General features: G+C 42.9%; 23 protein-coding genes and 2 pseudogenes. 9 read left to right on the top strand and 16 right to left on the bottom strand.

The window, feature by feature from the left end:
* Positions 1 to 89: 89 nt before the first annotated feature.
* The 5 genes from C8322_RS03495 (at position 90) to C8322_RS03475 (ending at position 6,903) form a co-directional block, all read left to right on the top strand.
* A complete protein-coding gene (locus tag C8322_RS03495; protein WP_004891890.1) occupies positions 90 to 1,358 on the top strand; it encodes an efflux RND transporter periplasmic adaptor subunit in 1,269 nt (422 codons plus the stop codon).
* Positions 1,359 to 1,370: 12 nt separating this feature from the next.
* Positions 1,371 to 4,550, top strand: a complete 3,180-nt coding sequence (locus C8322_RS03490; protein WP_111810395.1) for an efflux RND transporter permease subunit — start codon at positions 1,371 to 1,373, stop codon at positions 4,548 to 4,550.
* The gene (adeK, locus tag C8322_RS03485; protein ID WP_004891885.1) at positions 4,550 to 5,995 is read left to right on the top strand and encodes a multidrug efflux RND transporter AdeIJK outer membrane channel subunit AdeK; all 1,446 of its coding nucleotides are present in this window, start codon (positions 4,550 to 4,552) and stop codon (positions 5,993 to 5,995) included. The genes C8322_RS03490 and adeK overlap by 1 nt, the downstream gene beginning before the upstream one ends.
* 110 nt (positions 5,996 to 6,105) lie before the next feature.
* Positions 6,106 to 6,462, top strand: coding sequence for a YbjQ family protein (locus C8322_RS03480; RefSeq protein WP_048882385.1), 357 nt, complete (start codon positions 6,106 to 6,108; stop codon positions 6,460 to 6,462).
* Positions 6,463 to 6,465: 3 nt separating this feature from the next.
* On the top strand, positions 6,466 to 6,903 hold the full coding sequence (locus C8322_RS03475; RefSeq protein ID WP_111810394.1) for a YbjQ family protein: 438 nt from the start codon (positions 6,466 to 6,468) through the stop codon (positions 6,901 to 6,903).
* Positions 6,904 to 6,912: 9 nt separating this feature from the next.
* Here the strand turns inward: C8322_RS03475 and def are convergent, their stop codons facing one another.
* A complete protein-coding gene (def, locus tag C8322_RS03470) occupies positions 6,913 to 7,389 on the bottom strand; it encodes a peptide deformylase (protein WP_111810393.1) in 477 nt (158 codons plus the stop codon).
* A 335-nt stretch (positions 7,390 to 7,724) separates the two neighbouring features.
* Here def and C8322_RS03465 point away from each other — a divergent pair, with 335 nt between their 5' ends.
* Positions 7,725 to 9,005 (top strand): MFS transporter, encoded by a 1,281-nt coding sequence (locus tag C8322_RS03465; RefSeq protein WP_111810392.1) that lies wholly within the window; start codon positions 7,725 to 7,727, stop codon positions 9,003 to 9,005.
* Between the two features lie 63 nt (positions 9,006 to 9,068).
* Here C8322_RS03465 and C8322_RS03460 read toward each other — a convergent pair whose 3' ends face one another.
* From C8322_RS03460 to C8322_RS03450, 3 genes are all read right to left on the bottom strand, one after another.
* Positions 9,069 to 9,566, bottom strand: a complete 498-nt coding sequence (locus tag C8322_RS03460; protein WP_004814839.1) for a DUF2505 family protein — start codon at positions 9,564 to 9,566, stop codon at positions 9,069 to 9,071.
* A 166-nt stretch (positions 9,567 to 9,732) separates the two neighbouring features.
* Positions 9,733 to 10,005 (bottom strand): hypothetical protein, encoded by a 273-nt coding sequence (locus C8322_RS03455; protein ID WP_108619379.1) that lies wholly within the window; start codon positions 10,003 to 10,005, stop codon positions 9,733 to 9,735.
* Between the two features lie 228 nt (positions 10,006 to 10,233).
* Positions 10,234 to 10,725: a hypothetical protein gene (locus C8322_RS03450; protein ID WP_108675412.1), complete on the bottom strand. Its 492-nt coding sequence runs from the start codon at positions 10,723 to 10,725 to the stop codon at positions 10,234 to 10,236.
* A 409-nt stretch (positions 10,726 to 11,134) separates the two neighbouring features.
* On the opposite strand from C8322_RS03450, the gene C8322_RS03445 reads away from it, so the two are divergent.
* On the top strand, positions 11,135 to 11,602 hold the full coding sequence (locus C8322_RS03445) for a GNAT family N-acetyltransferase (protein ID WP_108675413.1): 468 nt from the start codon (positions 11,135 to 11,137) through the stop codon (positions 11,600 to 11,602).
* Here the strand turns inward: C8322_RS03445 and C8322_RS03440 are convergent, their stop codons facing one another.
* The 5 genes from C8322_RS03440 to C8322_RS03420 form a co-directional block, all read right to left on the bottom strand.
* Positions 11,603 to 13,450 carry a diguanylate cyclase gene (locus C8322_RS03440; RefSeq protein ID WP_108675414.1) on the bottom strand — a complete coding sequence of 616 codons (1,848 nt, stop codon included), beginning with the start codon at positions 13,448 to 13,450 and terminating at the stop codon, positions 11,603 to 11,605.
* 173 nt (positions 13,451 to 13,623) lie between these two features.
* Positions 13,624 to 13,962 carry an FKBP-type peptidyl-prolyl cis-trans isomerase gene (locus tag C8322_RS03435; protein ID WP_004891857.1) on the bottom strand — a complete coding sequence of 113 codons (339 nt, stop codon included), beginning with the start codon at positions 13,960 to 13,962 and terminating at the stop codon, positions 13,624 to 13,626.
* Between the two features lie 79 nt (positions 13,963 to 14,041).
* Entirely contained in the window at positions 14,042 to 14,665 is a 624-nt protein-coding gene (locus C8322_RS03430; RefSeq protein WP_004814826.1) for an MgtC/SapB family protein, read from the bottom strand.
* Positions 14,666 to 14,752: 87 nt separating this feature from the next.
* The gene (locus C8322_RS03425; protein ID WP_111810391.1) at positions 14,753 to 15,283 is read right to left on the bottom strand and encodes a YaeQ family protein; all 531 of its coding nucleotides are present in this window, start codon (positions 15,281 to 15,283) and stop codon (positions 14,753 to 14,755) included.
* 81 nt (positions 15,284 to 15,364) lie between these two features.
* Entirely contained in the window at positions 15,365 to 16,387 is a 1,023-nt protein-coding gene (locus tag C8322_RS03420) for a CobW family GTP-binding protein (RefSeq protein WP_111810390.1), read from the bottom strand.
* Positions 16,388 to 16,785: 398 nt separating this feature from the next.
* Between C8322_RS03420 and C8322_RS03415 the strand changes: the two genes are divergently transcribed.
* Both C8322_RS03415 and C8322_RS03410 read left to right on the top strand, forming a co-directional pair.
* Positions 16,786 to 17,022 (top strand): hypothetical protein, encoded by a 237-nt coding sequence (locus tag C8322_RS03415; protein WP_004814820.1) that lies wholly within the window; start codon positions 16,786 to 16,788, stop codon positions 17,020 to 17,022.
* Between the two features lie 366 nt (positions 17,023 to 17,388).
* Positions 17,389 to 18,993 (top strand): annotated as a pseudogene (locus C8322_RS03410) (bifunctional 3-(3-hydroxy-phenyl)propionate/3-hydroxycinnamic acid hydroxylase).
* Positions 18,994 to 19,067: 74 nt separating this feature from the next.
* Here the strand turns inward: C8322_RS03410 and C8322_RS03405 are convergent.
* The 7 genes and pseudogenes from C8322_RS03405 to C8322_RS03380 form a co-directional block, all read right to left on the bottom strand.
* A complete protein-coding gene (locus C8322_RS03405) occupies positions 19,068 to 19,685 on the bottom strand; it encodes a glutathione S-transferase family protein (RefSeq protein WP_111810389.1) in 618 nt (205 codons plus the stop codon).
* 129 nt (positions 19,686 to 19,814) lie between these two features.
* The gene (locus C8322_RS03400; protein WP_111810388.1) at positions 19,815 to 20,708 is read right to left on the bottom strand and encodes a LysR substrate-binding domain-containing protein; all 894 of its coding nucleotides are present in this window, start codon (positions 20,706 to 20,708) and stop codon (positions 19,815 to 19,817) included.
* Between the two features lie 13 nt (positions 20,709 to 20,721).
* A pseudogene (locus C8322_RS03395) lies at positions 20,722 to 21,909 on the bottom strand (MFS transporter).
* A gap of 31 nt (positions 21,910 to 21,940) precedes the next feature.
* Positions 21,941 to 22,504 carry a TetR/AcrR family transcriptional regulator gene (locus C8322_RS03390; RefSeq protein WP_171260588.1) on the bottom strand — a complete coding sequence of 188 codons (564 nt, stop codon included), beginning with the start codon at positions 22,502 to 22,504 and terminating at the stop codon, positions 21,941 to 21,943.
* A gap of 132 nt (positions 22,505 to 22,636) precedes the next feature.
* Entirely contained in the window at positions 22,637 to 23,158 is a 522-nt protein-coding gene (locus tag C8322_RS03385; RefSeq protein WP_004814807.1) for an acyl-CoA thioesterase, read from the bottom strand.
* A gap of 296 nt (positions 23,159 to 23,454) precedes the next feature.
* A complete protein-coding gene (locus tag C8322_RS14365) occupies positions 23,455 to 23,631 on the bottom strand; it encodes a hypothetical protein (RefSeq protein WP_004814805.1) in 177 nt (58 codons plus the stop codon).
* Positions 23,632 to 23,975: 344 nt separating this feature from the next.
* Positions 23,976 to 24,974, bottom strand: coding sequence for a patatin-like phospholipase family protein (locus C8322_RS03380; protein WP_111810387.1), 999 nt, complete (start codon positions 24,972 to 24,974; stop codon positions 23,976 to 23,978).
* Positions 24,975 to 24,988: the final 14 nt, after the last annotated feature.

Below are 24,988 nucleotides of genomic sequence, written 5' to 3'. Positions count from 1 at the left end.
TATTTGGATCTTGTCATTGTGTTTAATTTTTTTAAATACAATAAGTTACAAATAAAAAATTTAGATAAAAATCTAATCGAGGTGGAACAATGATGTCTGCAAAGCTTTGGGCACCTGCCCTGACTGCTTGCGCATTAGCAACAAGTATCGCGCTTGTTGGCTGTAGCAAAGATCCTAAAGAGGGCCAGCAAGCTGGTGCTCAACAGCAAATGCCACCGACTGAAGTTGGTGTGCTGGTTGCACAGCCACAAAGCGTTGAGCAGTCTGTTGAACTCTCAGGTCGCACAACAGCATTTGAGATTTCAGAAGTACGTCCACAGGCGACTGGTGTCGTGCTAAAACGCTTATTCAGCGAAGGCAGCTATGTCCGTGAAGGTCAGGCGCTGTATGAAATTGACTCTAGTACTAACCGTGCCACAGTGGACAATGCTCGTGCAGCAATTGCACGTGCTGAGGCAAATCTGGGCGTGTTACGTGTTAAAGAAGGCCGTTACCGTCAACTGGTTGGTACTAATGCAATTTCCAAACAGGAATATGATGATATTGTAGCGCAGGTTAAACTGGCTGAAGCTGATTTGAATGCGAACCGTGCAACATTGCGTAATGCTCAAATTAACTTAGGCTATTCAACTGTACGTGCGCCAATTTCTGGTCAAACTAACCGTTCTTCAATCACTGCAGGTGCGCTGGTAACTGCAAACCAGCCAGAGCCTTTGGTAACCATTCAGCGTCTGGATCCGATCTATGTAGACATTAACCAGTCAAGTGCGGAATTGCTTCGTCTGCGTCAGCAGTTGAGTAAAGGTGACCTGAACAGCTCTAATAACACACGTGTGAAGTTAAAACTGGAAGATGGCAGCATCTATCCGGTTGAAGGCCGTTTAGCATTCTCTGATGCTAGCGTGAATCCTGAAACTGGTACAGTGACACTGCGTGCAGTATTCCCGAACAAGAATCACCTGTTGCTACCAGGTATGTTTGCTACTGCGCAAATCGTTCAGGGTGAAGTACCAAATGCTTACCTGATTCCTCAGGCGGCATTAACACGTACGCCTACCGGTCAAGCTATGGCAATGTTAGTGGGTGCTGATAATAAGGTAATCCCACGCCCAGTCACGACTGCGGGTACACAAGGCCAAAACTGGATCGTGACTGAAGGTTTGAAGCCGGGTGATAAAGTGATTGTAGATGGTATTGCGAAAGTAAAACCGGAACAACAGGTCGTGGCTAAACCTTACCAGCCTCAAGCTGCTACACCACAGGGTGCTGCACAACCTGCTGCCCAACAACCTGGTGCAGCGCAAAAAGCGGATGATGCAAAAGAACAATCTGAACAAAAACCTGCTGCCAAAGCATAAGGAGTAAGGTTTATGGCTCAATTTTTTATTCATCGTCCTATCTTTGCGTGGGTGATTTCATTGGTGATCATGCTGGCGGGGGTTATTACCCTCACCAACATGCCAATTGCCCAATATCCGACCATTGCACCGCCAACGGTCACCATTGCTGCAACCTATCCGGGTGCATCTGCTGAAACTGTGGAAAACACGGTAACACAAATCATTGAACAGCAAATGAACGGCTTGGATGGACTGCGCTATATTTCATCCACCAGTGCGGGTAATGGTGCTGCATCCATTACATTAAACTTTGAACAAGGCATCGACCCAGATATTGCACAGGTTCAAGTACAGAATAAATTACAATCTGCTACGGCGCTGTTGCCTGATGATGTGCAACGTCAGGGCGTAAAAGTCACCAAATCAGGCGCAAGCTTCTTTCAGGTTCTCGCTTTTTACTCACCTGATGAAAGCCTTTCTGCCGATGACATTCAAGACTATGTTAACTCTAACATTTCTGAACCGCTGAGCCGTGTTGCAGGTGTGGGTGAACTTCAAGTCTTTGGTGGCTCATACGCGATGCGTATTTGGATGGATCCTGCCAAAATGGCAAGTTTGCAAGTCACACCAAGTGATATTGCTCAAGCCATTCGCACCCAAAACGCACAGGTTGCGGTAGGTCAATTGGGCGGTGCACCTGCAATTGAAGGTCAAGCTTTGAATGCGACGGTAACTGCGCAAAGCTTGCTGCAAACACCTGAACAATTTAGCAATATTTTCCTAAAAAATACCGCTTCGGGCGCTCAAGTGCGCTTGGGTGATGTGGCACGAATTGAACTTGGTGCAGACAACTATCAGTTTATTTCTAAATACAACGGTAAGCCTGCAGGCGGTGTCGCAATTAAATTGTCTACAGGTGCTAACGCCCTCGATACTGCTGCTGCTATCGAAGAAAGCCTCAAGCAATTACGTCCTAACTACCCTGAGGGTTTAAAGGATGAATTGGCCTTTGATACCACGCCATTTATTGAACTTTCGATTAAGAGTGTTGTTAAAACTTTAATTGAAGCGATCATTTTGGTCTTTATTGTGATGTTCCTGTTCTTACAGAATTGGCGTGCCACCATTATTCCAACTATGGCCGTGCCTGTGGTGGTACTGGGTACTTTTGCCGTGATCAATATGTTTGGCTTCACGATTAACACCCTGACCATGTTTGCCATGGTACTGGCGATTGGTTTATTGGTCGATGACGCAATTGTTGTGGTGGAAAATGTAGAACGTGTCATGGTCGAAGAACATCTTGACCCTGTAGCGGCGACTGAAAAGTCCATGAAACAGATTTCAGGCGCACTGATCGGGATTACCTCGGTATTGTCTGCAGTATTCGTACCTATGGCATTCTTTGGTGGGACGACAGGTGTTATTTATCGTCAATTCTCCATTACCCTTGTGACTGCAATGGTGCTATCACTATTAGTAGCATTGACCTTTACCCCTGCCCTGTGTGCCACGATTCTTAAACAGCACGATCCAAACAAGCCAGAAAGCAACGGTATTTTTGCACGTTTCTTCCGCTGGTTTAACCGCAGTTTCGATAAGCTCTCAGTTAAATATCAAGGCGGTGTTAACCGCATGACGCATCATAAAATCTTCTCGGGGGTTTTATATGCAGTGGTACTGGGCATTATTGTGTTATTGTTCCAAAAACTACCATCATCATTCTTACCTGATGAAGATCAGGGTGTGGTGATGACATTGGTACAACTCCCACCAAATGCAACCTTGGAACGTACTGAAGCTACCATGACCAGCATGTCTAATTTTTTCAGAGAAAATGAAAAAGAGCATGTGCAATCGGTATTTAGTATTTCGGGCTTCTCTTTCTCAGGGATTGGTCAAAACGCAGGTATGGCGTTCATTCAGTTAAAAGATTGGAGTGAGCGTACCAGCCCTGAATCACAAATTGGTGCAATTATCCAACGTGGTATGGCACTGAACATGATTGTGAAAGATGCGACTTACATCATGCCATTACAGCTTCCTGCGATGCCAGAATTAGGGGTCAGCTCAGGCTTTAACTTGCAACTGAAAGATGCTGCGGGCAATGGCCACGAAAAACTCACCATGGCACGTAATATAGTGTTGGGTGAAGCAGCGAAAGACCCACGCTTAATGGGGGTGCGTCCAAATGGTCAGGAAGATACACCACAGTACCGTATTATTATTGACCAAGCGCAAGCAGGTGCGGCAGGTGTCAGCATTGCTGAAATCAACAGCACCATGAGCATGGCTTGGGGTGGTTCGTATATCAATGATTTCATTGACCGTGGTCGTGTGAAAAAAGTCTATGTTCAAGCTGAATCAGACTCTCGCATGATGCCTGAAGACCTGAACAAGTGGTATGTCCGCAACAATAGTGGTGATATGGTGCCATTCTCTGCCTTTGCAACAGGTGAATGGACTTATGGTTCACCGCGTTTGGAACGCTATAACGGTGTATCTGCCAAGAACATTCAGGGTTCACCTGCGCCAGGTGTCAGCTCTGGTGAAGCCATGCAAGCGATGGAAGAAATTGTCGCAAAACTACCGTCTATGGGCTTAAATGGCTTTGATTATGAATGGACAGGTTTATCGCTTGAAGAACGTGAATCGGGCGATCAGGCACCATTCCTCTATGCACTGTCATTACTGATTGTATTCTTATGTTTGGCGGCCTTGTATGAAAGCTGGTCTATTCCATTCTCAGTCCTCTTGGTGGTACCGTTGGGTATTGTCGGAGCGTTATTGCTTACCTTCGGGGGCATGATTTTGTTCAAAAACCCGAACCTATCCAACAACATTTACTTCCAAGTGGCAATTATTGCCGTGATTGGTTTATCTGCTAGAAACGCGATTTTGATTGTGGAATTTGCCAAAGAGCTACAAGAAAAAGGTGAAGACCTGTTTGAAGCGACTTTGCATGCTGCAAAAATGCGTTTACGTCCAATCATTATGACCACGTTGTCCTTTGGTTTTGGTGTATTGCCGCTTGCACTTTCATCAGGTGCGGGTGCAGGTAGCCAACACTCGGTCGGTTATGGTGTTTTAGGTGGTGTGAATAGCTCAACCTTGTTAGGGATCTTCTTTATTCCTGTATTTTATGTTTGGATTAGAAGTATCTTTAAATACAAACCAAAACAACAAAATCATCAGGAGCATGTATCGTGATGCAAAACTTATGGTCGCATACAGGCCGTGGTATTGCGGTTTCTGCCCTCGCGCTTGCTTTGACAGCTTGTCAAAGTATGCGTGGGCCAGAACCCGTCGCTCAGACAAGTATTCCAAGCAGCTATACTGCTGCATCGGGTACTTCAGTGGCTGAACAAGGTTATAAAGATTTCTTTGCCGATCAACGCTTGTTACAAGTCTTAGATATGGCATTGAACAATAACCGTGATTTACGCACAGCGACGCTGAATATCCAACGTGCCCAACAAGCCTATCAAATTACCGAAAACAACCAGTTACCTACCATTGGTGCAAGTGGCAGTGTATTACGTCAAGATCAAGGCGGTGGCGCACAAACACGCTATAACGTCGGTTTAGGTGTGACTGCTTATGAGTTGGACTTTTGGGGACGTGTACGTAGCTTAAAAGACAATGCATTGGACAGCTATTTAGCCACCCAAAGCTCACGCGATGCCACACAAATTGCCTTGATTGGTCAGGTGGCGCAAGCATGGCTCAACTACTCATTTGCCAATGCCAATTTAAAACTGGCAGATCAGACGTTAAAAACGCAGCTTGAATCTTACAATCTGAACAAAAAGCGTTTTGATGTTGGTATTGATAGCGAGCTGCCTGTGCGTCAGGCGCAAATTTCTGTCGAAACGGCACGTAATGATGTTGCCAACTATAAAACCCAAGTCGCGCAAGCACAAAACTTGCTGAACTTGCTGGTGGGCGAACAAGTTCCAAGTGCGTTATTACCAACGCAGCGTGTGACGCGTATTACCAACACTACCGCAATGGGTGCAGGTTTACCTAGTGACTTGCTGAATAACCGTCCTGATATCCGTACTGCAGAGTATCGACTGTCGGCTGCGGGTGCCAATATTGGCGCAGCAAAAGCACGTTTATTTCCAAGCATTAGCCTTACGGGCAATGCAGGCTATGCGTCAACTGACTTGAGTGATTTGTTTAAATCAGGCAGTTTTGTTTGGGCAGTGGGCCCGAGCATCGACTTGCCAATTTTTGATTGGGGCACACGTCAAGCCAACATCAAAATTTCAGAAACGGATCAGGAAATTGCGTTGGCTGATTATGAAAAATCAATTCAGTCTGCGTTCCGCGAAGTAAATGATGCTTTGGCAGTTCGTCAAAATATTGGTGATCGTTTAGCGGCACAAAAACGCTTGGTTGATGCGACCAATACCACTTACAAATTGTCTAATGCACGCTTCCGCGCAGGCATTGACAACTATTTAACCGTGTTGGATGCACAGCGTACCTCTTATGCAGCAGAACAAGGTTTATTGTTGTTGGAACAAGCCAATTTGAACAATCAGGTAGAATTGTATAAATCTTTGGGTGGCGGTTTAAAAACCAATACCTCAGATACGATTCAATACCCGCCATCTACAGCTGAACGTAAACAGGCAAATCAGCAGTAAGTCTCGGTTTTCGATCTTATTGAAAAAGCTCACTTCGGTGGGCTTTTTTATTGCTTTTTATCATGGAGTTTCTTATCTTCAAAGGAACAGAATCAGGTTCTCTATCCCTTATGTTACTCAGTAATCTGGAATCCGTCCCGGGACATGTTATTAGCCGTCAAATCGATGTGGTCTATGGCAGTACGGTACGTAGTAAACACGTTGGCCGTGATTTGCTCGCAGGTTTGAAAAATATTGTTGGCGGTGAGCTGACTGCCTATACCGAACTTCTGGAAGAATCGCGCCAAGAAGCGATGAACCGGATGATTGAAAAAGCTCGTCAGATGGGTGCCAATGCAATTGTCGGCATTCGTTTCTCAACGTCTAACATCGCCCAAGGTGCATCTGAACTGTTTGTATATGGTACAGCGGTGGTAGTGGAGCCGAATGTTCCAAAGCTTCCAGATCCCTTCCCGTCAGCAGGTTAAGCTATGGATAACCTGATTTTTCAGTTTGTCGTTTTTGCCCTGCTGTTTTCGGTAGGTTTTGGCTTTGGTCGTTATTATGAACGAAAACATCTAAAAGAGCTGGCGGAACAGGAAGTACGGCTTGCTCATATTGTGCTGGATACTCACCGTTTTACAACTTCAGAATTTGAAGGTCAGCTGATTAGCTCCAATGTAGTGATTTCCCATGATTATTTTAAATATGTGATTGCCAATATTCAGAACATTTTGGGTGGACGTCTGGTCAGCTATGAAAGTATTGTGGAACGTGCACGCCGGGAAGCTGTTGTTCGCCTGAAGCGTGAAGCTGAGAAAATCGGTGCTACTCAGATTATAGGATTACGCTTGAGTACTACAGAACTGGGCATGCAAGGTGGAATGGTGGAAGTCTTTGCTTATGGCACTGCCATTAAAAAGCCTTAAGTCTTAGATTCAAAGTCTCTCAGTGAATAATATTCCATTCAGATGATCGATTTCATGCTGCACAATCCGTGCAGCAAAGCCACTAAATTCAGCATCAACCTGCACACCTTCCATGGTGTAATAACGCACCCGGATATCTTGTGCCCGGGCAACTTTGCCTCTTTGATCCGGTACACTCAAGCAGCCCTCTTCACCCAGAACTTGTGCTTCAGAAACATGTACAATTTCCGGATTGAGCATTGTCACTGCTTCCATATACGGCGCATCCGGATAACGTAAATTGGGCCGTGATGCGACAATAATAATGCGTTTAGACACATAAACCTGCGGTGCTGCAATACCTACCCCCTGACGGTCAAGCATGGTATCCATCATGGATTTATTGAGCTGATACAGCCACTCACTGCCGAATTCCGAATCTGCCACAGCAGTTGCAACGAGTCCTAAAATTGCCTCACCTTGCCTGGCCACGGTTAACACAGTCATGTTAAATCTCTCTTCATTTAAGGCAATACCTCTACTCTTTATAAGCCAGTTTTAGCGCGTTCCAAAGCAGATTTTTTTGTAATCTGTATCACTGAAAACTGTTTAAACGAATAGCCTGATCAGGAAAGAACATCAATATGAACTAAAAAATCAATCATCTCTATTTTTTAGTTCAGTTCTTTGCTCAATTTCAACTTTTATTATTCCAAAGCATTTTATAAATATCTTTTTTTATAACTTTTAGTTTATTTTGAGCAAAGAAAGATTGATTATTCAATAAAAAATGTTTCTTTTAAAATCAAACAAATACTCAGTAATGGATTAAGGATTTCAGCATGGATGCACCTCCGCGCCTGTCACAAGCAGATAAACGCACTCTTGGACTTTCATCACTGGGCGGCGCGCTCGAGTTTTATGATTTTGTCATCTATGTGTTTTATGCCAAGCTCATTTCAGAGCTATTCTTCCCTAGTACACTCAGTCCTTTCTGGGCCATGTTGAATACCTACGGCATTTTTGCTGCGGGTTATTTCTTCCGTCCATTGGGCGGTGTAGTGATGGCACATTTTGGTGATCTAATTGGACGTAAACGACTGTTTAGCCTGTCAATTCTGTTAATGGCACTCCCTACTCTGATGATCGGGGTCATGCCGACCTTTGAAAGCATTGGTTATGCAGCGCCAATTCTGTTGCTGTTAATGCGTGTGCTACAAGGAATTGCCATTGGTGGTGAAATTCCTGCTGCCTGGACCTTTGTTTCTGAACATGTCCCTGAACGCCGTATCGGGATTGCCAATGGTGTGCTTACCGCAGGCTTGTCACTCGGGATTCTGCTGGGAGCCTTGATGTCACTCTTTATTTCCTTACAGTTCTCTGAAGCAGAAATTAAAGACTGGGCATGGCGTATTCCCTTTATCCTCGGTGGTATTTTTGGTTTTGTAGCGTTGTACCTGCGGAGTTACCTGAAAGAAACACCGGTATTTAAAGCCATGCAGGCCAAAAAAGAACTGGCAAAAGAATTGCCGGTGAAACAGGTTCTGGCAAAGCATAAAACCGGTGTCGTGATTGGAATGCTTTTTACCTGGTTCTTGACGGGCTGTGTAGTGGTGCTGATTCTGGCGATGCCAAACCTGCTGGTTGGTGCTTTTGGTTTTGAACGTGCCGATGCTTTCAAAATGCAAAGTGCGGCGATTGTGATGCAAATGGTGGGCTGTGTACTGGCAGGTATATTGGCCGATCGTTTTGGTGCTGGGCGTGTCATTCTGTTTGGTTCTCTTCTAGTTGCAACTATGGCGGGCATTTTCTATAACAGCCTAGGCCATGTTGCACCATCAACCGTGTTCATGCTGTATATGTTGTTAGGTTTAAGCTCCGGTACAGTCGGGATGGTGTCTTACAGCATGGTGAGAATGTTTCCAGCACAGATCCGCTTTACCGGGATTTCTTTCTCTTACAATCTGGCCTATGCCATTGCCGGCGGAATTACCTTGCCACTCGTACAATGGCTTAGCCTGTATAGCAATATTGGTGCAATGTACTATGTCTGGACTGTATGTCTGGTGACCCTGTTCACTGCCCTGATTTACAGAAGTAAATTTGAAAAATCGGTAGTCTGATCAATAAAATATTGTGATAAAAAAGAGCCCAAATATGGGCTCTTTCTTTGACCTTCTTGCCATTTAGGCAGTCAGGCTTTTACGGATTTCATCTTCAATGATACTGATTTCAATCTGGCTAAATTTGCGGATTTCGCCTTCCGCATGTTTTTCCAGCATGCCGCCGACCAATGGCACCTTTACTTTTACGGTCCAGTCCAGTTGAAACTCAATCTGACGTTCATCACCTTTTACTGCGCGTTGGCAAGTCGCTTCGATTGGCAGGTTCGCACCAAGCTCGACTGTAGAAGTTAAATGTTCCAGATTACTGATGTCGGTACGTTGCAGACGAAAAGCATCACGTAACAGTTTTTTTGCGATATCTGGAATATTCACGTCCAAATTATATGCACGTTTCAAGGTATAGATTTCACCCTGTTTCTCAGAAACCAGAATCTCCATGTTCTGCGCCGGAATACGACGACAGACCGCTTCGTGCATGCTGATATCACTGACCAGACGTTTAAATTCATCAATAGAAACACCATTGATGTTTGCCTTTACAGTAAATTGATGTGCCATGTGGTTTTCCTTTTTATTTTTTAAATTGTGGATGTCGCTTGTATTGGGGAAGCTTATTATAAAGCCAAATTCAGAATCAGATAACTTTGCTGTATATCGAAAGTATTAAACTGAATTTCTGATCCAGAGTCATTATGCAGTGTTTAGGTAAATTAAGGCACATAAGTCAATCATCCACCTTTAACCACACTTGAGTTTTCACGCCACTACTGATGATCAGCTTGGCTCCGGGATAGTAAATGACAGCTTCAAACTCATCTGCACCATCATCCAGCCCAGAGGTATACCAGGTCGTACCTTTCGGAAAATCATTCAGCCAGGTAGCCTTATAAAAATCTGATACCGAATCAAACTGGAGATACTGCTGCGGCTGTGCCTGAATTTTCCATGCCAATTCGATAAAAAGACCCAGTTGGGCCTGCCGGAAGTCAATCAGCATTGTCGTGCGCCTGACAAAAGCAGATTTTAGCATGCTGACTGCTTGCGAATAACAGACAGGGATATTTGCACAGTGACATATGGCTGAGGATCTCGATCCTATAGAATATATGCACTGGCTTCATCAATAGACAAAAAACAAGAATGAGGGCTATTAATAGTTAAGAAATTTATAGACCAAACAGATTGCATCAACCTGAACAGTTATCCGTATTCATTCAAAACTTTATTAGGCACAATGTGCATGGTCTGACTCGAAACGATGTTCATATCGATGTTCTTCTCCATGCCGGTCCACATGCGTATAGAAAACTCCATAACGTCCCACATAATACTCGATGGATTGACCATAAAAATTCCAGTAAATAGACCACTCTCCCAAGTCCATTTTTCGGATCACACTATTGGTCTGCAACGGCATTCGATTCAACCATTTCTGCTGTAACCCTTCAGCCTGAGTACGCTCGGTAATGATCGCGGGCTGCTTAAATAACATTTTAGCGATATCATCGAACAGTTCTAGCTCATAAGCATCTACCGTCATAGCCAGTTCATGTGGCTTTTGTGCGTTAGAAATAGACGTTTGATCTTGGGAAGATGGCGGCACTGCTTCAGGCTTTAAGCGCTGACCATGATAGCGGGCTTTATAGATTTTGAAGGCGATTATCCAGGCAACATACATCACCAAAACACTACAGATAATAAGCATTACTTTGACCATAGGCTAAGCCTCTTATTCATTTTTCTTATCTTCAATCTGTAACCACAGATCTACTCAATTACAGTTCATTTACAAACCATAACATATTGATTGAAAAATACCCAACTTTAGTCATTTCAAAATATTTCGAAAACTTTATATTTCCCACTATAGGATGATTTCTTTAAATACTTCTAAAATATTTTTTATACTGACTAAAGAATTTAGCTCTAATGGAAATGCGAATAAAAATCAATACACGCTGTCTAACAATTTAAACAAGCCACACAAATGCGCCACAGAAACGCTGCATAAAGGGCTTTTTTGCCGGAAAATTCCCTAAAAATATAACAATCCTAGGCTTTCATTCATACTTTAGATGCTGCTAAATGAAACACTCGTTATTATTTAGTTTAGTTAAATTTGCCTTATGATTCGTGAAGGAAAGGTTCAGGATATTCCTCAAATTGTACATGTTGTTCATGACAGTATTCGCTCCTGTGTCATGGATCATCAACGTGAGGAAACCCGTATACAAACCTGGCTTGAAGCATTTACCCATTCCACCCTGATTGTGGAAATGCTGTATAACGATTGCTGGGTATATACCGTACATGACAGAGTGGTCGGTTTTCTGATCGTAAGTGATCAGGGAGAAATCCGCATGCATTATGTAAGTAGCGGTATGCAGCGCATGGGATATGGAACACAGTTATTTTATTACATGCTGGATTTTATGACGCCTAAAAAAATTGACCGTCTCGAAATTGAAACCACACGAACTGCATTGCCCTACTATACTAAACTTGGTTTTCAGAATACTTCTCCCCACATGCAGGATGAACCTGCGTTGCACCTGTTCAAAGCTTTATCTTCCAGCACCTATCCTCAGTTCTGATCAGGCTGCAACAGCCTTGCTTTTGATTTGGTCTCTACCTGCAAGTTTGGCTTCATACAGATGCTGGTCTGCTGTTTTCATTAGTGTATGAATATCAGCATAAGGATGATGAGCATCCATATAGGCAACCCCTATACTTACAGTAACATAATCTTTATCATCCCCACGGTTGTCATGCTCTAACTGTTCTGCCCGCACTGCAAGCAGGACAATTTCAAGAATTTCCCGGGCTTCCGCAATCGGCATATCATGTAACAGAATTGCGAATTCTTCCCCTCCGTAACGCGCTAGATACCCCTGTTTAGGCAGAACCTGCTGCATCACTTGAACCAGCCGTTGCAATACTTCATCACCTTTTAAGTGACCATAATAATCATTATATTTTTTAAAGTAATCTACATCGATCATGGCAAAGGACAAGGTCTGTTCAGGATGTTGAATGGTCTGATTAAACAGGCGCTGGATTTCTTCATTTAAGGCACGCCGGTTATAGGCGCCAGTCAATGCATCGACATTAATCTGATACTGCAGTTTGGTATTCAGTTCATGTAACTGGGCTGTTCTTTCTCGAACTTTCTGATCCAGTGAACTGTTCAAGACCATTAATTTATTATTCAGTCGCTCGGTATAGTAGGTTTGATGGGCATAATTACGAGATTGTTGAAACATAATAATCAAGGCATACAGGCTGGTCGAAATAAATGACAGATGCACGCTCTCAATTACATTCAGTAATACCAGATAATCATTAAGAAAAGTCACACACAGAAAGATGATGGCAAACAGGTTAGTGGACGAATATTCATCCCCTTGAGAAAGTGTCACATAAAACCCGTAAATAAAATTACCCAGTATCACTAGACCATAGATAACACTATACAAAGCCAGACGCTCAAAAACTTCCGGTGTGCTGAACAATGTTACTGCGATATTAAAAATCAGTAATCCCGCACCTACGTAATAAATTGAACGTCGGATATAACGCGGCTTAAACAGGTACATGTAGCTCAGGAAGAATAAGATTGCCAGAAAAGTGAACAGATATTCTAGACGAGCTCCCCATAACCAACTGATTTTACTAACAATAGCGTATGGATGTGGCGCAGAAAACAGATTATGCAATGCCAAAAAAATAATAAATAAGCCAAAAATAAATACACTGCGGCTATTTCGCTCCACAGATCCGCGAAACAGGGAAAATAAAATGGTAAATAGTCCTACACCCAGCACTGTGCCACAGACCACGGCGATACTCATCATTTGCAGCATAAACTGTCGATTAATGGTCGCAGAGGGGCCAATTTTCAGAGGCTTTTCTAGTCCGCCATGCAAATTAGTATAGTTGGAAACCTGAATACTTAAGGTAAAATATTCATTCTGTGGCACAAAAGATGCGATCTTAGGTGCCTTTTCAGTCACCTGCCTGGTCGGGGTTTTACTGATTTCACCAAGACGCAGCAAGATATCCCCATTTAAATAAATGCTATAAGCACCATACTGACTCGGAATCTGAATCGCTAAACGTTGTCCGATAAATTTTTTGGGAATTTTAAAATGGCTAATAAAAGTGCCATAAGTGGCATTGGTTCCGGTGAGACTCTTGAATGAAGCTGGAAGTTCAACTACTTGTGATTCGAGTTCAGGATCTGGTTGCTCAATGAACTGACGTGGATAGAACTGCCATTTGCCTTGCAACAAGGTGGTACTATCTTCATCAAATTTTAGTTCGGTGACCTCATTCTGATGAGCTAGGAAATAAGATTCTGGAGCAGCATCATATTGAGCCCACACGATCCGTGTAGTCCCCATCAAAAATATCAGCATCAACCACGATGCCAATATCAGCATAATCCCCCTAAATCTGAGCAAAAAGACCATCCTGTAACTACTGTTATTAATTCTAATGTACGTGGAATGTTGGATATTGCCAATGATTTTTCATATAAAAAAGCAGGATAACCGACGAGCTATCCTGCTGCTGAATTCCTGACATATTGTACTGTTCAGAAAGTCACATAATATCAGTCACGTGTTTTAACGTCATACAGTTCGATTTCAAAAATCAGGTTGGAATTCGCCGGGATAATGTTCCCCATTTTACGTTCACCATAAGCCAGGTGAGCAGGTACGATCAGCTTACGTTTACCCCCTACTTTCATGCCCATAATGCCTTGATCCCAGCCTTTAATCACACGGCCAGTGCCGATGACCGTCTCAAAATAGTTGCCACGATCCAGCGATGAATCAAACTTGGTTCCATCTTCCAGCCAGCCAGTGTAATGCGTGGTAATCAGTGCACCTTTTACCGCTTCTTTACCTTCACCCACCACCAGGTCAATAATTTCTAGTTCTTTGGTCATCGCCCATATCCTTCATTTTGCAAATAGCACTAGTATAAACGCGATTGAGCCAAATTCCTCAGACTTTAACTGCAATGGATCAAAAGCTGAGTTCCTGAATCTTCTTATCCTGTAATAAATACTGGGTTAATTTCTGGTGATTTTTAGCCGAACCCATCAGGATCCAGCGGCCTGTGATCCGCCGGTCAATTTTTTGCTGACTGGAATGAATGACTTTTAATTTGTATTGTTTAAACAGTTTTTCATAATGATCCGGCTCATGCTGCTCAAAAGGACAGACAATTTCGTAATTTCTTTCTTGATTCAGATGCTCAATCCCACGTTGCACATAGACCAGTAGAACCAGTACGATCAGTACGATCACCGTTGCCCAGACACTTAACAGTTCATAGCCCGCACCGACTGCCATGCCCAGTGCAGCTGTCATCCAGATTGTGGTTGCAGTGGTAATACCAGAAATCCGGTTATCATCTTTTAAAATCACGCCGGCTCCCAGAAAACCCAGGCCAGTTAAGACATTGGCTGCCAGACGGTCGGGGTTGGCGACGCCGATTTTTAAGGAAATAATAGTAAATAGACAGGAACTCAGACTGACCATGATCATGGTGCGCAGTCCGGCAGACTTACTGTGATATTCCCGTTCTGCCCCAATAACTGCACCAATCACGACTGCTAACAGCAAATCATAAAGTTCATGATACATGCTTCGTCCCTGGAACTTATTATTCTCTCCAGATATACGAAATATTGGGGCGAGGATACAAGTCGAAACTTGCATCCTTGTGAGTTGTTATTGTAACTGTTCCCACTCAATCACAGCCTGTGCCTGATCGCCAATCAAAGTCCATTCACTATCCATGATGTTTAGCTGCAACTGCATAGTGCGTTCACACAGTTGTTGTATCGCTTCGGTACTGGCCGGAGACAGCTTCCAAACTTCCACATTGGATAGGGTCTTCAGTTTAGAACTGCGCTTGTACCATTCATCAACAGAAGTACCATAAGCCACGACGGCAACTTTCTTGCAACGGGCACTTGCCTTTTTGACCTTATCTTCATCGGGCAAGCCGACTTCGATCCACTGTATCAATTGACCGGTCAGGTCTTTCTCCCAGAGAGCAGGTTCATCAGTTTCAAACAGGTCTTTAGTAAATTCAAGCGCTTCACCAGCAAAACGTGCATAAGCCAAAACACGCACCATTAGACGTTCAATGGTTTCCGAAGGATGCAATGCCATCGTTAACTGATAGTCTTGATAACGATGGTTATCCATATCGGCAATATTCAGGTCAGCCTTGTAAATCGTTGCTTTAAGCGCCATAACACAATCCTCAAATTTGGCGCCTAGCATATAAGATTTATATCGATTTTGCTGAACAGATTTATCGCCATGCCAGAAAATTTAGCTAGCAGAATGTCCTGCTTCCGCATCAATCCGGCATTGCATCAGCGCAGTTTCAAAATTCAGCCAGTCACGTTCAGTCTGGTAAATAATCTCGACCCGGTTATCAATACCCTCTTCTGCTGACTGATAGTTAAACTGCTCCGGATTAAAGTTAAAGCTTTTCCAGCCCTGATTGGTATTAAAAATCCCTTTGATACGTAGCCAGTCCTGCAGTTCACAGAGCAAATCAAGCAGATCATAAAAATCAAACTGCCAGCGTTTTGGCAACTTCCAGCCAGCCACTGCATAACCTTGGGCGGATTCCACATAATGATAAGGTAGCTGCTGGATTTTCACTGCAACCTCATCTGCACCAAGGGAACGCTGCTGTTTTAACAAGGGCTGAATCTGACGAACAGAACCAATATAGTCCTGCTTGAGCTGTTCAATATCAATCTGGCCATTTGCACTAAATAACCAGACCTGGTTATAAGCTTGGTACTCCTGCTGTAGCTGCTTCAAACTTTCCTGATCTTCTGCAGTCATTAAATCGGTATGTGACACAATGACAATATGTGCAGCCTTGAGCTGATCGGCATACAGGTTCTGGGTCGTCCAGACCTGATCATGCAAACGCGAACCATCGACGACAGTAATCAATGCCTGCATCTTCAGATGAGTCTGCCAGTGCGGTTCTGTGAGCTGTTCCAATAACTGCGCTGGATGCCCTAACCCGGTTGGTTCAATAAACAGTCGATCTGGCTTGGATTCAGATAATAATCGGGACAATGCCACCTGCATTGGCAACTGACTGCTACAGCATAAACAGCCACCCAATAGTTCTTTGACTGCGTAGCCTTCATCTTGTGGTAATAAGGCTTGATCCACGCCAATCTGACCAAACTCATTCATCAATACTGCCCAGACTTCATTTTCCGGCTTTTGACTGAGCAAATGCTTCAGTAGTGTGGTTTTTCCTGCCCCTAAAAAACCGGAAATAATATGCACGGGCACTGCAGATGAAGGAGAAAGGAGTTTCAAGGCGAGCTCACATAGCAATGAAAATGAGGAAATTGATACATTATAACAATGCCATTTGGCTTACAGGGAGTTAATTTACTGACTTAACTAGTAAGTTCTTCAAAACTTCAATTCTGTCAGTTTTTACCAATTTTCAGCGTAGGCAACTACTGACACAAGCTTAAAATTTAATCAATTATGAAATGTTTTAAAACATTTTAATTGATTTTTTGGGGTTAAATTTAACAAAAATAAAACATAACCCTGAGTTTTGTATACCGGACGTACACATTGTTCTATAGCTTCTGTTAAATCAATTGCGGTACGAATTTTCAGCCCCTAGCATAAGTCCCTGTTGTGTTGATGTGATGGTCAACACAATAAATGACTTGTGAATAAAACCTATAAGGATGCCAAACATGAACTATGCTCAAATTCTACTTGCAACCACACTAAGTGCAGCAGCGGCAACTAGCTTCGCAGCAACTAAAACCACAGATAGCAAAACAACAACTGAAGAAGAAAAAGTGGTCGTGAGCACTCAGGAGCTTCCTGAAACTCAAGCTGCAACTGCTCCGGCGACTGCAGAACAACCAGCTTCAGAAGCAGCTGCAGAACCTGCAACTAAAACACCAAAAGCATCATCTGCTCAATAAGGCAATTTTGCTTTTACCGATAATGAGTAGCCGTTCATTCGGGTACTCATAGCTCCTGTTGGGTAACTCTCCAGTGGATTTATGGTCCATACTCTACAGGAACTTTAAATGGCTGATTGCAGACCTCTGCATTCAGCCATTTTTCTAAGCTCTTTTTGCTTTCCATCATAATAAATGATGATTATTAAATCACTCCCGACTATGAGATATATTTATAAATTTTATTATTTATCAAAAATATAAATATTAAAATTGTTTTTTCACCATGCATTATAACTATGTAACACCGACTATGGCATAGCTTGTTTAGACTTTGGATTTAGCCCTTAATCAACTTCATTCTGGACGGATTTAAGGAACCTTGCGATGAGCAATGCAAATTACACAACTGAAGTAGCCATTTTGGGTGCAGGTCCGGTAGGCCTGACGATTGCCAACTACCTGAGTAAACAGGGTGTACAGGTCACTATAGTTGAACAGCTGGACAGCCTGATTGATTACCCTCGTGCAATTGGCATTGATGATGAATCATTGCGTACGATTCAATCATTAGGTCTGGTGGATCAGGTTCTTCCACATACTACACCTAACCATGCGATGCGTTTCCTGACTCCAAAAGGTCGCTGTTTTGCGGATATTCAACCACTGACGCGTGAGCTTGGCTTCTCTCGCCGTAACGCATTTATTCAGCCACAGGTAGACAATGTTCTACTGCAAGGTCTAAAAAAGTATAAGAAAACTGAAGTACTGTTCTCTCGTCACCTGACTCATTTCAGCCAGGATGCTGACAGCGTGACACTAAATGTCCAGACTAAAGATGGCGGCTCAGAAGTTGTACGCGCGCAATACCTGATCGCATGTGATGGCGGTAACTCTTATGTGCGTCGTACTTTAAATATTCCATTTGAGGGTGAAACTGCACCAAACCAGTGGATTGTGATCGATATCGACAATGACCCATTGGCAACCCCGCATATTTACCTGTGCTGTGACCCGGTGCGCCCTTATGTATCTGCTGCCCTGCCTCACGGTATCCGTCGTTTCGAATTCATGGTCATGCCAGGTGAAACGCAGGAAGAATTGAGCAAGCCAGAAAATATTGCCTAACTCTTGTCTAAAGTCCTGCCAAATACTGATGGTATTGAAGTGATCCGTCAGCGTGTTTATACCCATAATGCGCGTATTGCGGACAAATTCCGTGCCGACCGTATTCTGCTTGCCGGTGATGCTGCGCACATTATGCCTGTATGGCAAGGTCAAAGCTATAACAGCGGTATGCGTGATGCCTTTAACCTGGCCTGGAAAGTAGCACTAGTGGTACAAGGCAAAGCAGGCCCAGACTTACTGGACTCTTACCAGATAGAACGTAAGGACCATGCCAAAGCGATGATCGATCTTTCAGTCATGGCAGGCCATGTGCTAGCGCCACCGAAAAAATGGCAAGGTTTTGTGCGTGACGGTATTGCCTATGCATTGAACTATATTAAGCCAATCAAACAGTACCTGCTGGAAATGCGCTTTAAACCAATGCCGAAATATCATGATGGTGCGTTACTGGCAAATACTCAGAAAGATTCTCCAGTTGGCAAAATGTTCATTCAGCCACAGGTCAAACTGGAATCTGGTGAAACAGTATTACTGGATGAAGTCATTGGTAATGACTTTGCTATCATTGCCTGGGGTGTAGATCCGAAATGGGGCTTAAGCAAGGAATCAATGCAGCAATGAAAAAAACTTGGTGTGAAGTTCATTCAGGTCATTCCTGCGGTCCAGCTGTCTAATCAACAGCGCAAGCAATATGAAGATGTTATTACCATTGGTGATATCGGCACTGATATCCATACATGGTTTGGCAAGACCCAAGATTCTATCGTCATCCTGCGTCCAGACCGCTTCGTAGCAGCTCTTGCCATTCCTCAATCTATGGAAAGCACAAGCAAGGCGCTGTTCAACAAGCTTCATGTTAAATAATAATTGACCTGACTTAAAAAACCACGCTACGGCGTGGTTTTTTTATGTATGGATGACAATAAATAAGGTTTCAGCTAAGTACGGTATCGCTGAAACCATGGAATATCTTTGAGTGAATCACGGTACGCCATCTGCTGTAGAAAAGGCTTGAACTCATCAAAAGGTGGTAATATTTCGGAGGAAATAGCAAAGATTAAACAATAAGCCACATATAAATCTGCAGCCGAACATTTTTCACCAAGTAAATATGGATTCGCTTTCTGTATTTCGTGCTTAAGGAAACTAAACACAGAATCTTCGTGACCAAAGCTCAGGCTTCTACGATTCTTTTCGATCTCTGTCTGAAGTACCTTGAGGTTTTTGATATCAATATATTCAGTCAAAGGACCATGGCAGAAGAACATCCATTTCAGATAAGCCCCGCGTTTAGGGTCATCTAGTGCAGGTGCCAGACCTTTCTCCCGATATTTATCTGCCAGATAGACATAAATTGCTGCCATTTCTGAAATGACAATATCGTTATCCACCAGACATGGAACCTTGCCCATGGGATTAATCTGCTCATAAGCTGGCTGGTGCATCTCAGTATAAGCAATTTCAATCTGCTCAAGCTGATTTTCAATTTCCAGCTCTTTCAGCAAGGGCAACAAAGTCAGGCCGCGAGACTGCGGATTATTATATAAGGTCATCATAATCGTGGACCTATGGTTTATTTTATTCCCTGAATATAGCGTTATTTTAGAGTGAGATTAGTGAGGATATGCTACCAATCATTTCATCCTCATCTGTGTCGGTTTCCCTAGCCGATCCCTCTCCCTAAATTAAAATAAATCCAGGCAGAATTTTTCTTTTAACACTTTCAGGATCAGGTTAATCACTTCATGTTTTTGATCCTTGCGATAAGTCGCATACAAACCAATCATCGGGAGCGGCTCGATGGTCTTTTTCACCACAATATTTTCACCTAATAACGGAATGACATAAGCCGGTACTAAACTCCAGCCTACTCCCATACCGACCAGATTCACATTCAGCAAAATATTGGTGGAATGCTGTACCACATTGACCTTAATACCGGACTTGTTCAGAAATTCATGGATGATATTAAAGAGCTGAGGTGAAGCCTGTTCATCACTGATCACGAAGTTACGTCCTGCAAGATTCTTGATACTTAAGGCAGGTATATCTCTTACATCGGAGTCGCGCGGTACGATCAAGGTTAATGGCTCATCAAAAATCTTGATCGATTCAAATTCTGCTGAAGGATCTGGATAGCGGGTAAAAGCGATATCAATTGTCCCCTGGCGAAGCCATGAGAACTGTTCAGCATCGGTCAAGCTATGGAACTGGGCTTTTAAATCCGGAAAATGCGCACGGATATTCGGCATGATGTAAGGGAAAATTTTCATTTCTGCCACAGGTACAAAACCAATATCCAGATGCTCTTTTTCCACTTCTGCGACTTGGCGAGCCAATTGGATCGCCCGTTCAGCATGTTCCAGACTCTGCAAAGCTTCTTTGAGAAATACCTCTCCTGCTTCGATCAGCTCAACTTTACGGTTAGAACGTTCTAATAGCTTGACCCCAACTTCCTGTTCCAGATCTTTGATCTGCTGGCTAAGAGAAGGCTGCACTGTATTTAGCTTTTCCGCAGCACGAGTAAAGTTGAGTTCGCGTGCAACCATACAAAAATAACGTAAATGTCTAAGTTCCATGTTCTTATTCCTGTTATATCGCTATTTTTGTTCGTTTTTTGGATATGGTGTATCGATAGACCAGCAGAGTCAATATCACTATCATCGCACATAACATATATGTGGTTTGATACCCCCAATGCGCTATAAAAATACCCATCATTACAGACCCGACTGCCAAACCAAGATCAAACAAGGTAAAGAAGGTTGAGATGGCATGTCCCATACGCTGTTTCTCCACCGCCTGAATCGCCAGAGTTTGCAGGCATGGGAAAAGTGAACCATAGCCAATCCCAATGAAAACAGCGGAGAGCCACAACATCCATTGATTATTGACTAAAGTGACCAGCACCAGACCTAAGGCAAAAAAGATCAATGATGGGTAGATCACGGCGTCTGGACCTTTACTGTCATAAAACTTACCGACCCAAGGACGTACCAGCAACATGGACAACGCGAAGACAATAAAGAACAGGCTGACATAGGCTAGCAGCTGCTTGGTCTCTGCAAAGACCGTAATAAAGCTGGTAATACTGGAATAAGCAAATGCAGTAAGTAGCGCTACAAAACTCACAGCTAGGACTTTTGTTTCGATAATATCCTGCAAGCTTAATCGCGATTTTTCTGCGGTTTTTAGTTTCGCTTGAGGCAGCTCTCGAATATTCAAGATTAAACTAAAAATCAAACCCAAACTGATCAGGACGGCGAGAATGCCAAATAGCATCTGAAAGCTGGTGAACTGAATCGTAGTTAAAGCAATCAGCGGACCAAATACTACGCCCAGATTGGTCGACATGACGAAATAGCCCATACCTTCCCCTTTACGCTGATCCGGAATAAAGTCATTGGCTACCGGTACGGTCACCGTAGTCAAAATACTGAACCAGATGCCATGCAGAAAACGCACGATTAGTAGTGAACTCATGCTATCAATCAGCAGATAACTAAAGGCAAACAGCGCAAATAGGAGTCCTGCCCCACGCATCGCCAGTTTCTTACCCAATTTCTCAATAATCAAACCTCAAAAAGGACGAATGGCAATAGAAGACACCAAAAATAAGGTCAGCGCCAAGCCCGCTTCTTTCACCGTTCCACCCAGATCCGTGGTGATGTAGATTGGCAAAATCGCGATCAGGGCAAAATAATAGGTAAACAGAAATAAATTATTCAGTACGCACAAAATAAATGAGCGATTCCATAAGGGAGCTGTCGTGCTAGACATAAAAACCAACTATATACAGAAAATTCTAAAATCAGGCCTGAGGTCTTGCAGGCTGTAGGTTCAGTGCAACCAGCGCGCGAATATAATTCTCATCCGGCATTTTGTTAAAAAAGATAATCTGGTAGTGAATCGGCCCGTACAAACAGTCCAGCATCAATTCAAAATTATAGTCCCCATAGATTTCTCCACGCTCAATCGCTTGCTGGATCAAGCCGCGCATTTGTTCTCGACGCGGTAGCAGATACTGGGTGAAAAATTCCCCTGCAAGTTCACGATGATTAGCCATCACCACCAGTAATGCCCGTCCTACCGGATGATCCAGTGCCTGAGATAACCGTATTAATTGCTGTACCAGGTTATCTTCCAAGGACCTGGAAAAATCCAGATCAAAAATAGACGCGGTATGTGCTCTGAAGGTATCCAGAACCAGTTCAGACTTATGTTTCCACCAGCGATAAATGGTGGACTTACCCACCCCCGCCCGTGCAGCGACATCTTCAATGGTGAGCTGATGATATTCATATTCAGTCAATGCTTCCGCCACCGCCTGCAAAATACATTTCTGACGACGTGAGCCTTTTTCTTCTAGTGTCATATAATCCATCAAAAAACGAAACGATACGTATCGTTTCATATTAGATGATTTATAGGGTTATGACCAGTCCATATGAAAAGTACAGGCCAAAAAAAGACCTCAAATTTGAGGTCTTTTTTCACTTTATAGAAATTAGCTGTGGGCTGTTTTCTTATAAATACTGCAAGAAGGATGATGATTTTCTTGCAGTCGAGCAATCTTACGCTGTTCAGCTGCTTCAAAACGACAACGTTTCCAGTCATTATCAAGATTCAGTGGCGGAATATGTTGCGGTTTACCATTTTCATCGACTGCCACCATAGTAAAGTAGCAGCTGTTGGTATGACGCACAGTACGTTTTTGGATATTCTGCGCCTCTACACGGATCCCGATTTCCATCGAAGTACGGCCCACATGGTTCACACTCGCCAGGAAAGTCACCAGTTCACCCACGTGAATAGGTTCTTTAAAATTCACTTTATCCACGGACAGCGTAACCACATAACTGCCTGAATAGCGGCTCGCACAGGCATAAGCAACCTGATCCAGCAATTTCAGAATGGTACCACCGTGGACATTTCCTGAAAAATTCGCCATGTCTGGCGTCATAAGAACAGTCATTGTTAATTCTGACTGATCGTCTGAAGCTGGTGCAATTTGATCTAATGGGGCCATCGCTTTCTTTGAACTCTTTGAATGACAATGATATAAGCACATTATTATATCGTTTTTACTACTAATTAAATGTTCTATTCGGCAAAAAATCCATCATTATTATTTATATGAAAAATGATTTCATACAGAAATAAATATAATAGAAGCCGCTTGAATGATATTCCATCGAACCTGTATTCCAGAAAATCATTATTCATTTATTATTTTCATGATGAATAATCTGTATATAGATTGAATTAAGAATTTATCCAGACTGTTTTCATAACCTCTCATAGATAAATTCTTCTACTCATCCTTTAGTCAGCACTGAGTCTTAACATTTCCTGAGCGACATTTTGATAACTCAATACTTGCTGACCGTCGAGCTGTGTTTCTACGGTATAAGTGCCATCCTGATGTGTAGCAGTTACTTTAAAGATGTATTGCTCAAACTGAGCCAGTTTGACCTGCTGCCCGACTTCAAGATTATTCATATGTCATCCTAGATTTGATCTTATCTGTTTTCATCAATTGCATTCTGACATGACTGATTGAATTTTCAAACAATTGATAAACTTAAGTATATAAATAACCATATAAAATTCTAAAAATATATACTTTAATAATATATTAATTCTAGTAATTTATTTAAATTTCAGCAGCTTATATTTTTAAGGCTGATTGTTTTTTATTAATATATACTTAATAACACTTAGCTCATATTTTCTATAGATTGATATTTTCTTATAAGTAGTTCTTATTATTTTTTTGAATATACGAATTAAAAAACCCTCATTTATTACAAATAAGGGTTTTAATTGAATGGCTGCTTTAGAGATTATTTTTCACGGGCCAGTAATTGTGGAATCTGATGTCCCTTTGCATAATCATGTTTCTGATATACCTGTTCAATTTCAAGCAATTTCCCCCGTGCCGCTTCAATACCCGCTTCCATAGTCATGGTTCTGCCACGCACATCAAAAATATGTCCTTTCTCACGCAAGTCTGGCTGGATCACTACATCCGCATGTTTTAATTCTTCAAAGGCAAGTCGCTTCTGCATGATGTTGATGTTCTGATTAAACAAGCCCCAGACATTGGTCGTTTCGGTATGAATCGGCTGCGCCAGAATATCTATGGCAATGACAATATCTGCACCCAGTTCACGAGCAACATCTACAGGTACCGGACTAACCAGACCGCCATCCACATATTCCTTTTCTTCAATCATGGTGGGAATAAACATACTTGGAATCGCGACCGATGCACGTACCGCCTGACCGGTATTACCATAATTAAATACGACTTTCTTGCCTTCTTTCAGGTCTGTCGCCACCACAAACATGGGGATCTTCAGGTCCTGTAAAGGAACATTGTCTACCTGCAAGTTGACATAATCTTCGACTTTTTTGCCATCAAAGAAGCCTTTTAGATCGATTCTGAAATCACGAACATCATTGGCTTTCATGCTCAGCGCAATATTGCGCAGCTCAATCGCAGGTTTGCCACTGGCATAAATAGAACCAACAATACTGCCAGCACTGGTTCCCACAATCATGTCCGGCTGAATGCCTGCCTGCTCCAGTACCTCAATCGCGCCAATATGCGCATAACCACGAGCACCACCACTGCCTAAAACCAGCGCAACTACAGGACGCTGCTCAATCGTTTTAATCTTCAGAAAATCGATTTGATTCGGACGTGCTTGTGCTGTGCTGTACTGCATTTGCTTGGATTGAATACCTGCATTCACTGCCATCACTCGCTGATCAGGCATGCTCTGACAGCCGTTTAAAAACAGTCCCAGCATGATGAAGCTCAACCCATAGTTCCGCATACAGCACTTATCCT

Origin of the sequence: Acinetobacter sp. SM1B, from assembly GCF_003289665.1 — a bacterium.
Classification (GTDB): Bacteria; Pseudomonadota; Gammaproteobacteria; order Pseudomonadales; family Moraxellaceae; genus Acinetobacter; species Acinetobacter schindleri.
This window is presented reverse-complemented; position numbering and strand designations above follow the sequence as displayed.

Coding starts and splice junctions, on each gene's coding strand:
- C8322_RS03465 (WP_111810392.1), top strand. CDS start 7,725: ATGGATGCACCTCCGCGCCTGTCACAAGCAGATAAACGCACTCTTGGA.
- C8322_RS03495 (WP_004891890.1), top strand. CDS start 90: ATGATGTCTGCAAAGCTTTGGGCACCTGCCCTGACTGCTTGCGCATTA.
- C8322_RS03435 (WP_004891857.1), bottom strand. CDS start 13,962: ATGACCAAAGAACTAGAAATTATTGACCTGGTGGTGGGTGAAGGTAAA.
- C8322_RS03425 (WP_111810391.1), bottom strand. CDS start 15,283: ATGGCGCTTAAAGCAACGATTTACAAGGCTGACCTGAATATTGCCGAT.
- C8322_RS03480 (WP_048882385.1), top strand. CDS start 6,106: ATGTTACTCAGTAATCTGGAATCCGTCCCGGGACATGTTATTAGCCGT.
- C8322_RS03415 (WP_004814820.1), top strand. CDS start 16,786: ATGAACTATGCTCAAATTCTACTTGCAACCACACTAAGTGCAGCAGCG.
- C8322_RS03475 (WP_111810394.1), top strand. CDS start 6,466: ATGGATAACCTGATTTTTCAGTTTGTCGTTTTTGCCCTGCTGTTTTCG.
- C8322_RS03390 (WP_171260588.1), bottom strand. CDS start 22,504: ATGACACTAGAAGAAAAAGGCTCACGTCGTCAGAAATGTATTTTGCAG.
- C8322_RS03490 (WP_111810395.1), top strand. CDS start 1,371: ATGGCTCAATTTTTTATTCATCGTCCTATCTTTGCGTGGGTGATTTCA.
- C8322_RS03455 (WP_108619379.1), bottom strand. CDS start 10,005: ATGCTGATTGACTTCCGGCAGGCCCAACTGGGTCTTTTTATCGAATTG.
- adeK (WP_004891885.1), top strand. CDS start 4,550: ATGCAAAACTTATGGTCGCATACAGGCCGTGGTATTGCGGTTTCTGCC.
- C8322_RS14365 (WP_004814805.1), bottom strand. CDS start 23,631: ATGAATAATCTTGAAGTCGGGCAGCAGGTCAAACTGGCTCAGTTTGAG.
- C8322_RS03380 (WP_111810387.1), bottom strand. CDS start 24,974: ATGCGGAACTATGGGTTGAGCTTCATCATGCTGGGACTGTTTTTAAAC.
- C8322_RS03430 (WP_004814826.1), bottom strand. CDS start 14,665: ATGTATCATGAACTTTATGATTTGCTGTTAGCAGTCGTGATTGGTGCA.
- C8322_RS03450 (WP_108675412.1), bottom strand. CDS start 10,725: ATGGTCAAAGTAATGCTTATTATCTGTAGTGTTTTGGTGATGTATGTT.
- C8322_RS03440 (WP_108675414.1), bottom strand. CDS start 13,450: ATGCTGATATTGGCATCGTGGTTGATGCTGATATTTTTGATGGGGACT.
- def (WP_111810393.1), bottom strand. CDS start 7,389: ATGACTGTGTTAACCGTGGCCAGGCAAGGTGAGGCAATTTTAGGACTC.
- C8322_RS03385 (WP_004814807.1), bottom strand. CDS start 23,158: ATGGCCCCATTAGATCAAATTGCACCAGCTTCAGACGATCAGTCAGAA.
- C8322_RS03445 (WP_108675413.1), top strand. CDS start 11,135: ATGATTCGTGAAGGAAAGGTTCAGGATATTCCTCAAATTGTACATGTT.
- C8322_RS03405 (WP_111810389.1), bottom strand. CDS start 19,685: ATGATGACCTTATATAATAATCCGCAGTCTCGCGGCCTGACTTTGTTG.
- C8322_RS03460 (WP_004814839.1), bottom strand. CDS start 9,566: ATGGCACATCAATTTACTGTAAAGGCAAACATCAATGGTGTTTCTATT.
- C8322_RS03400 (WP_111810388.1), bottom strand. CDS start 20,708: ATGGAACTTAGACATTTACGTTATTTTTGTATGGTTGCACGCGAACTC.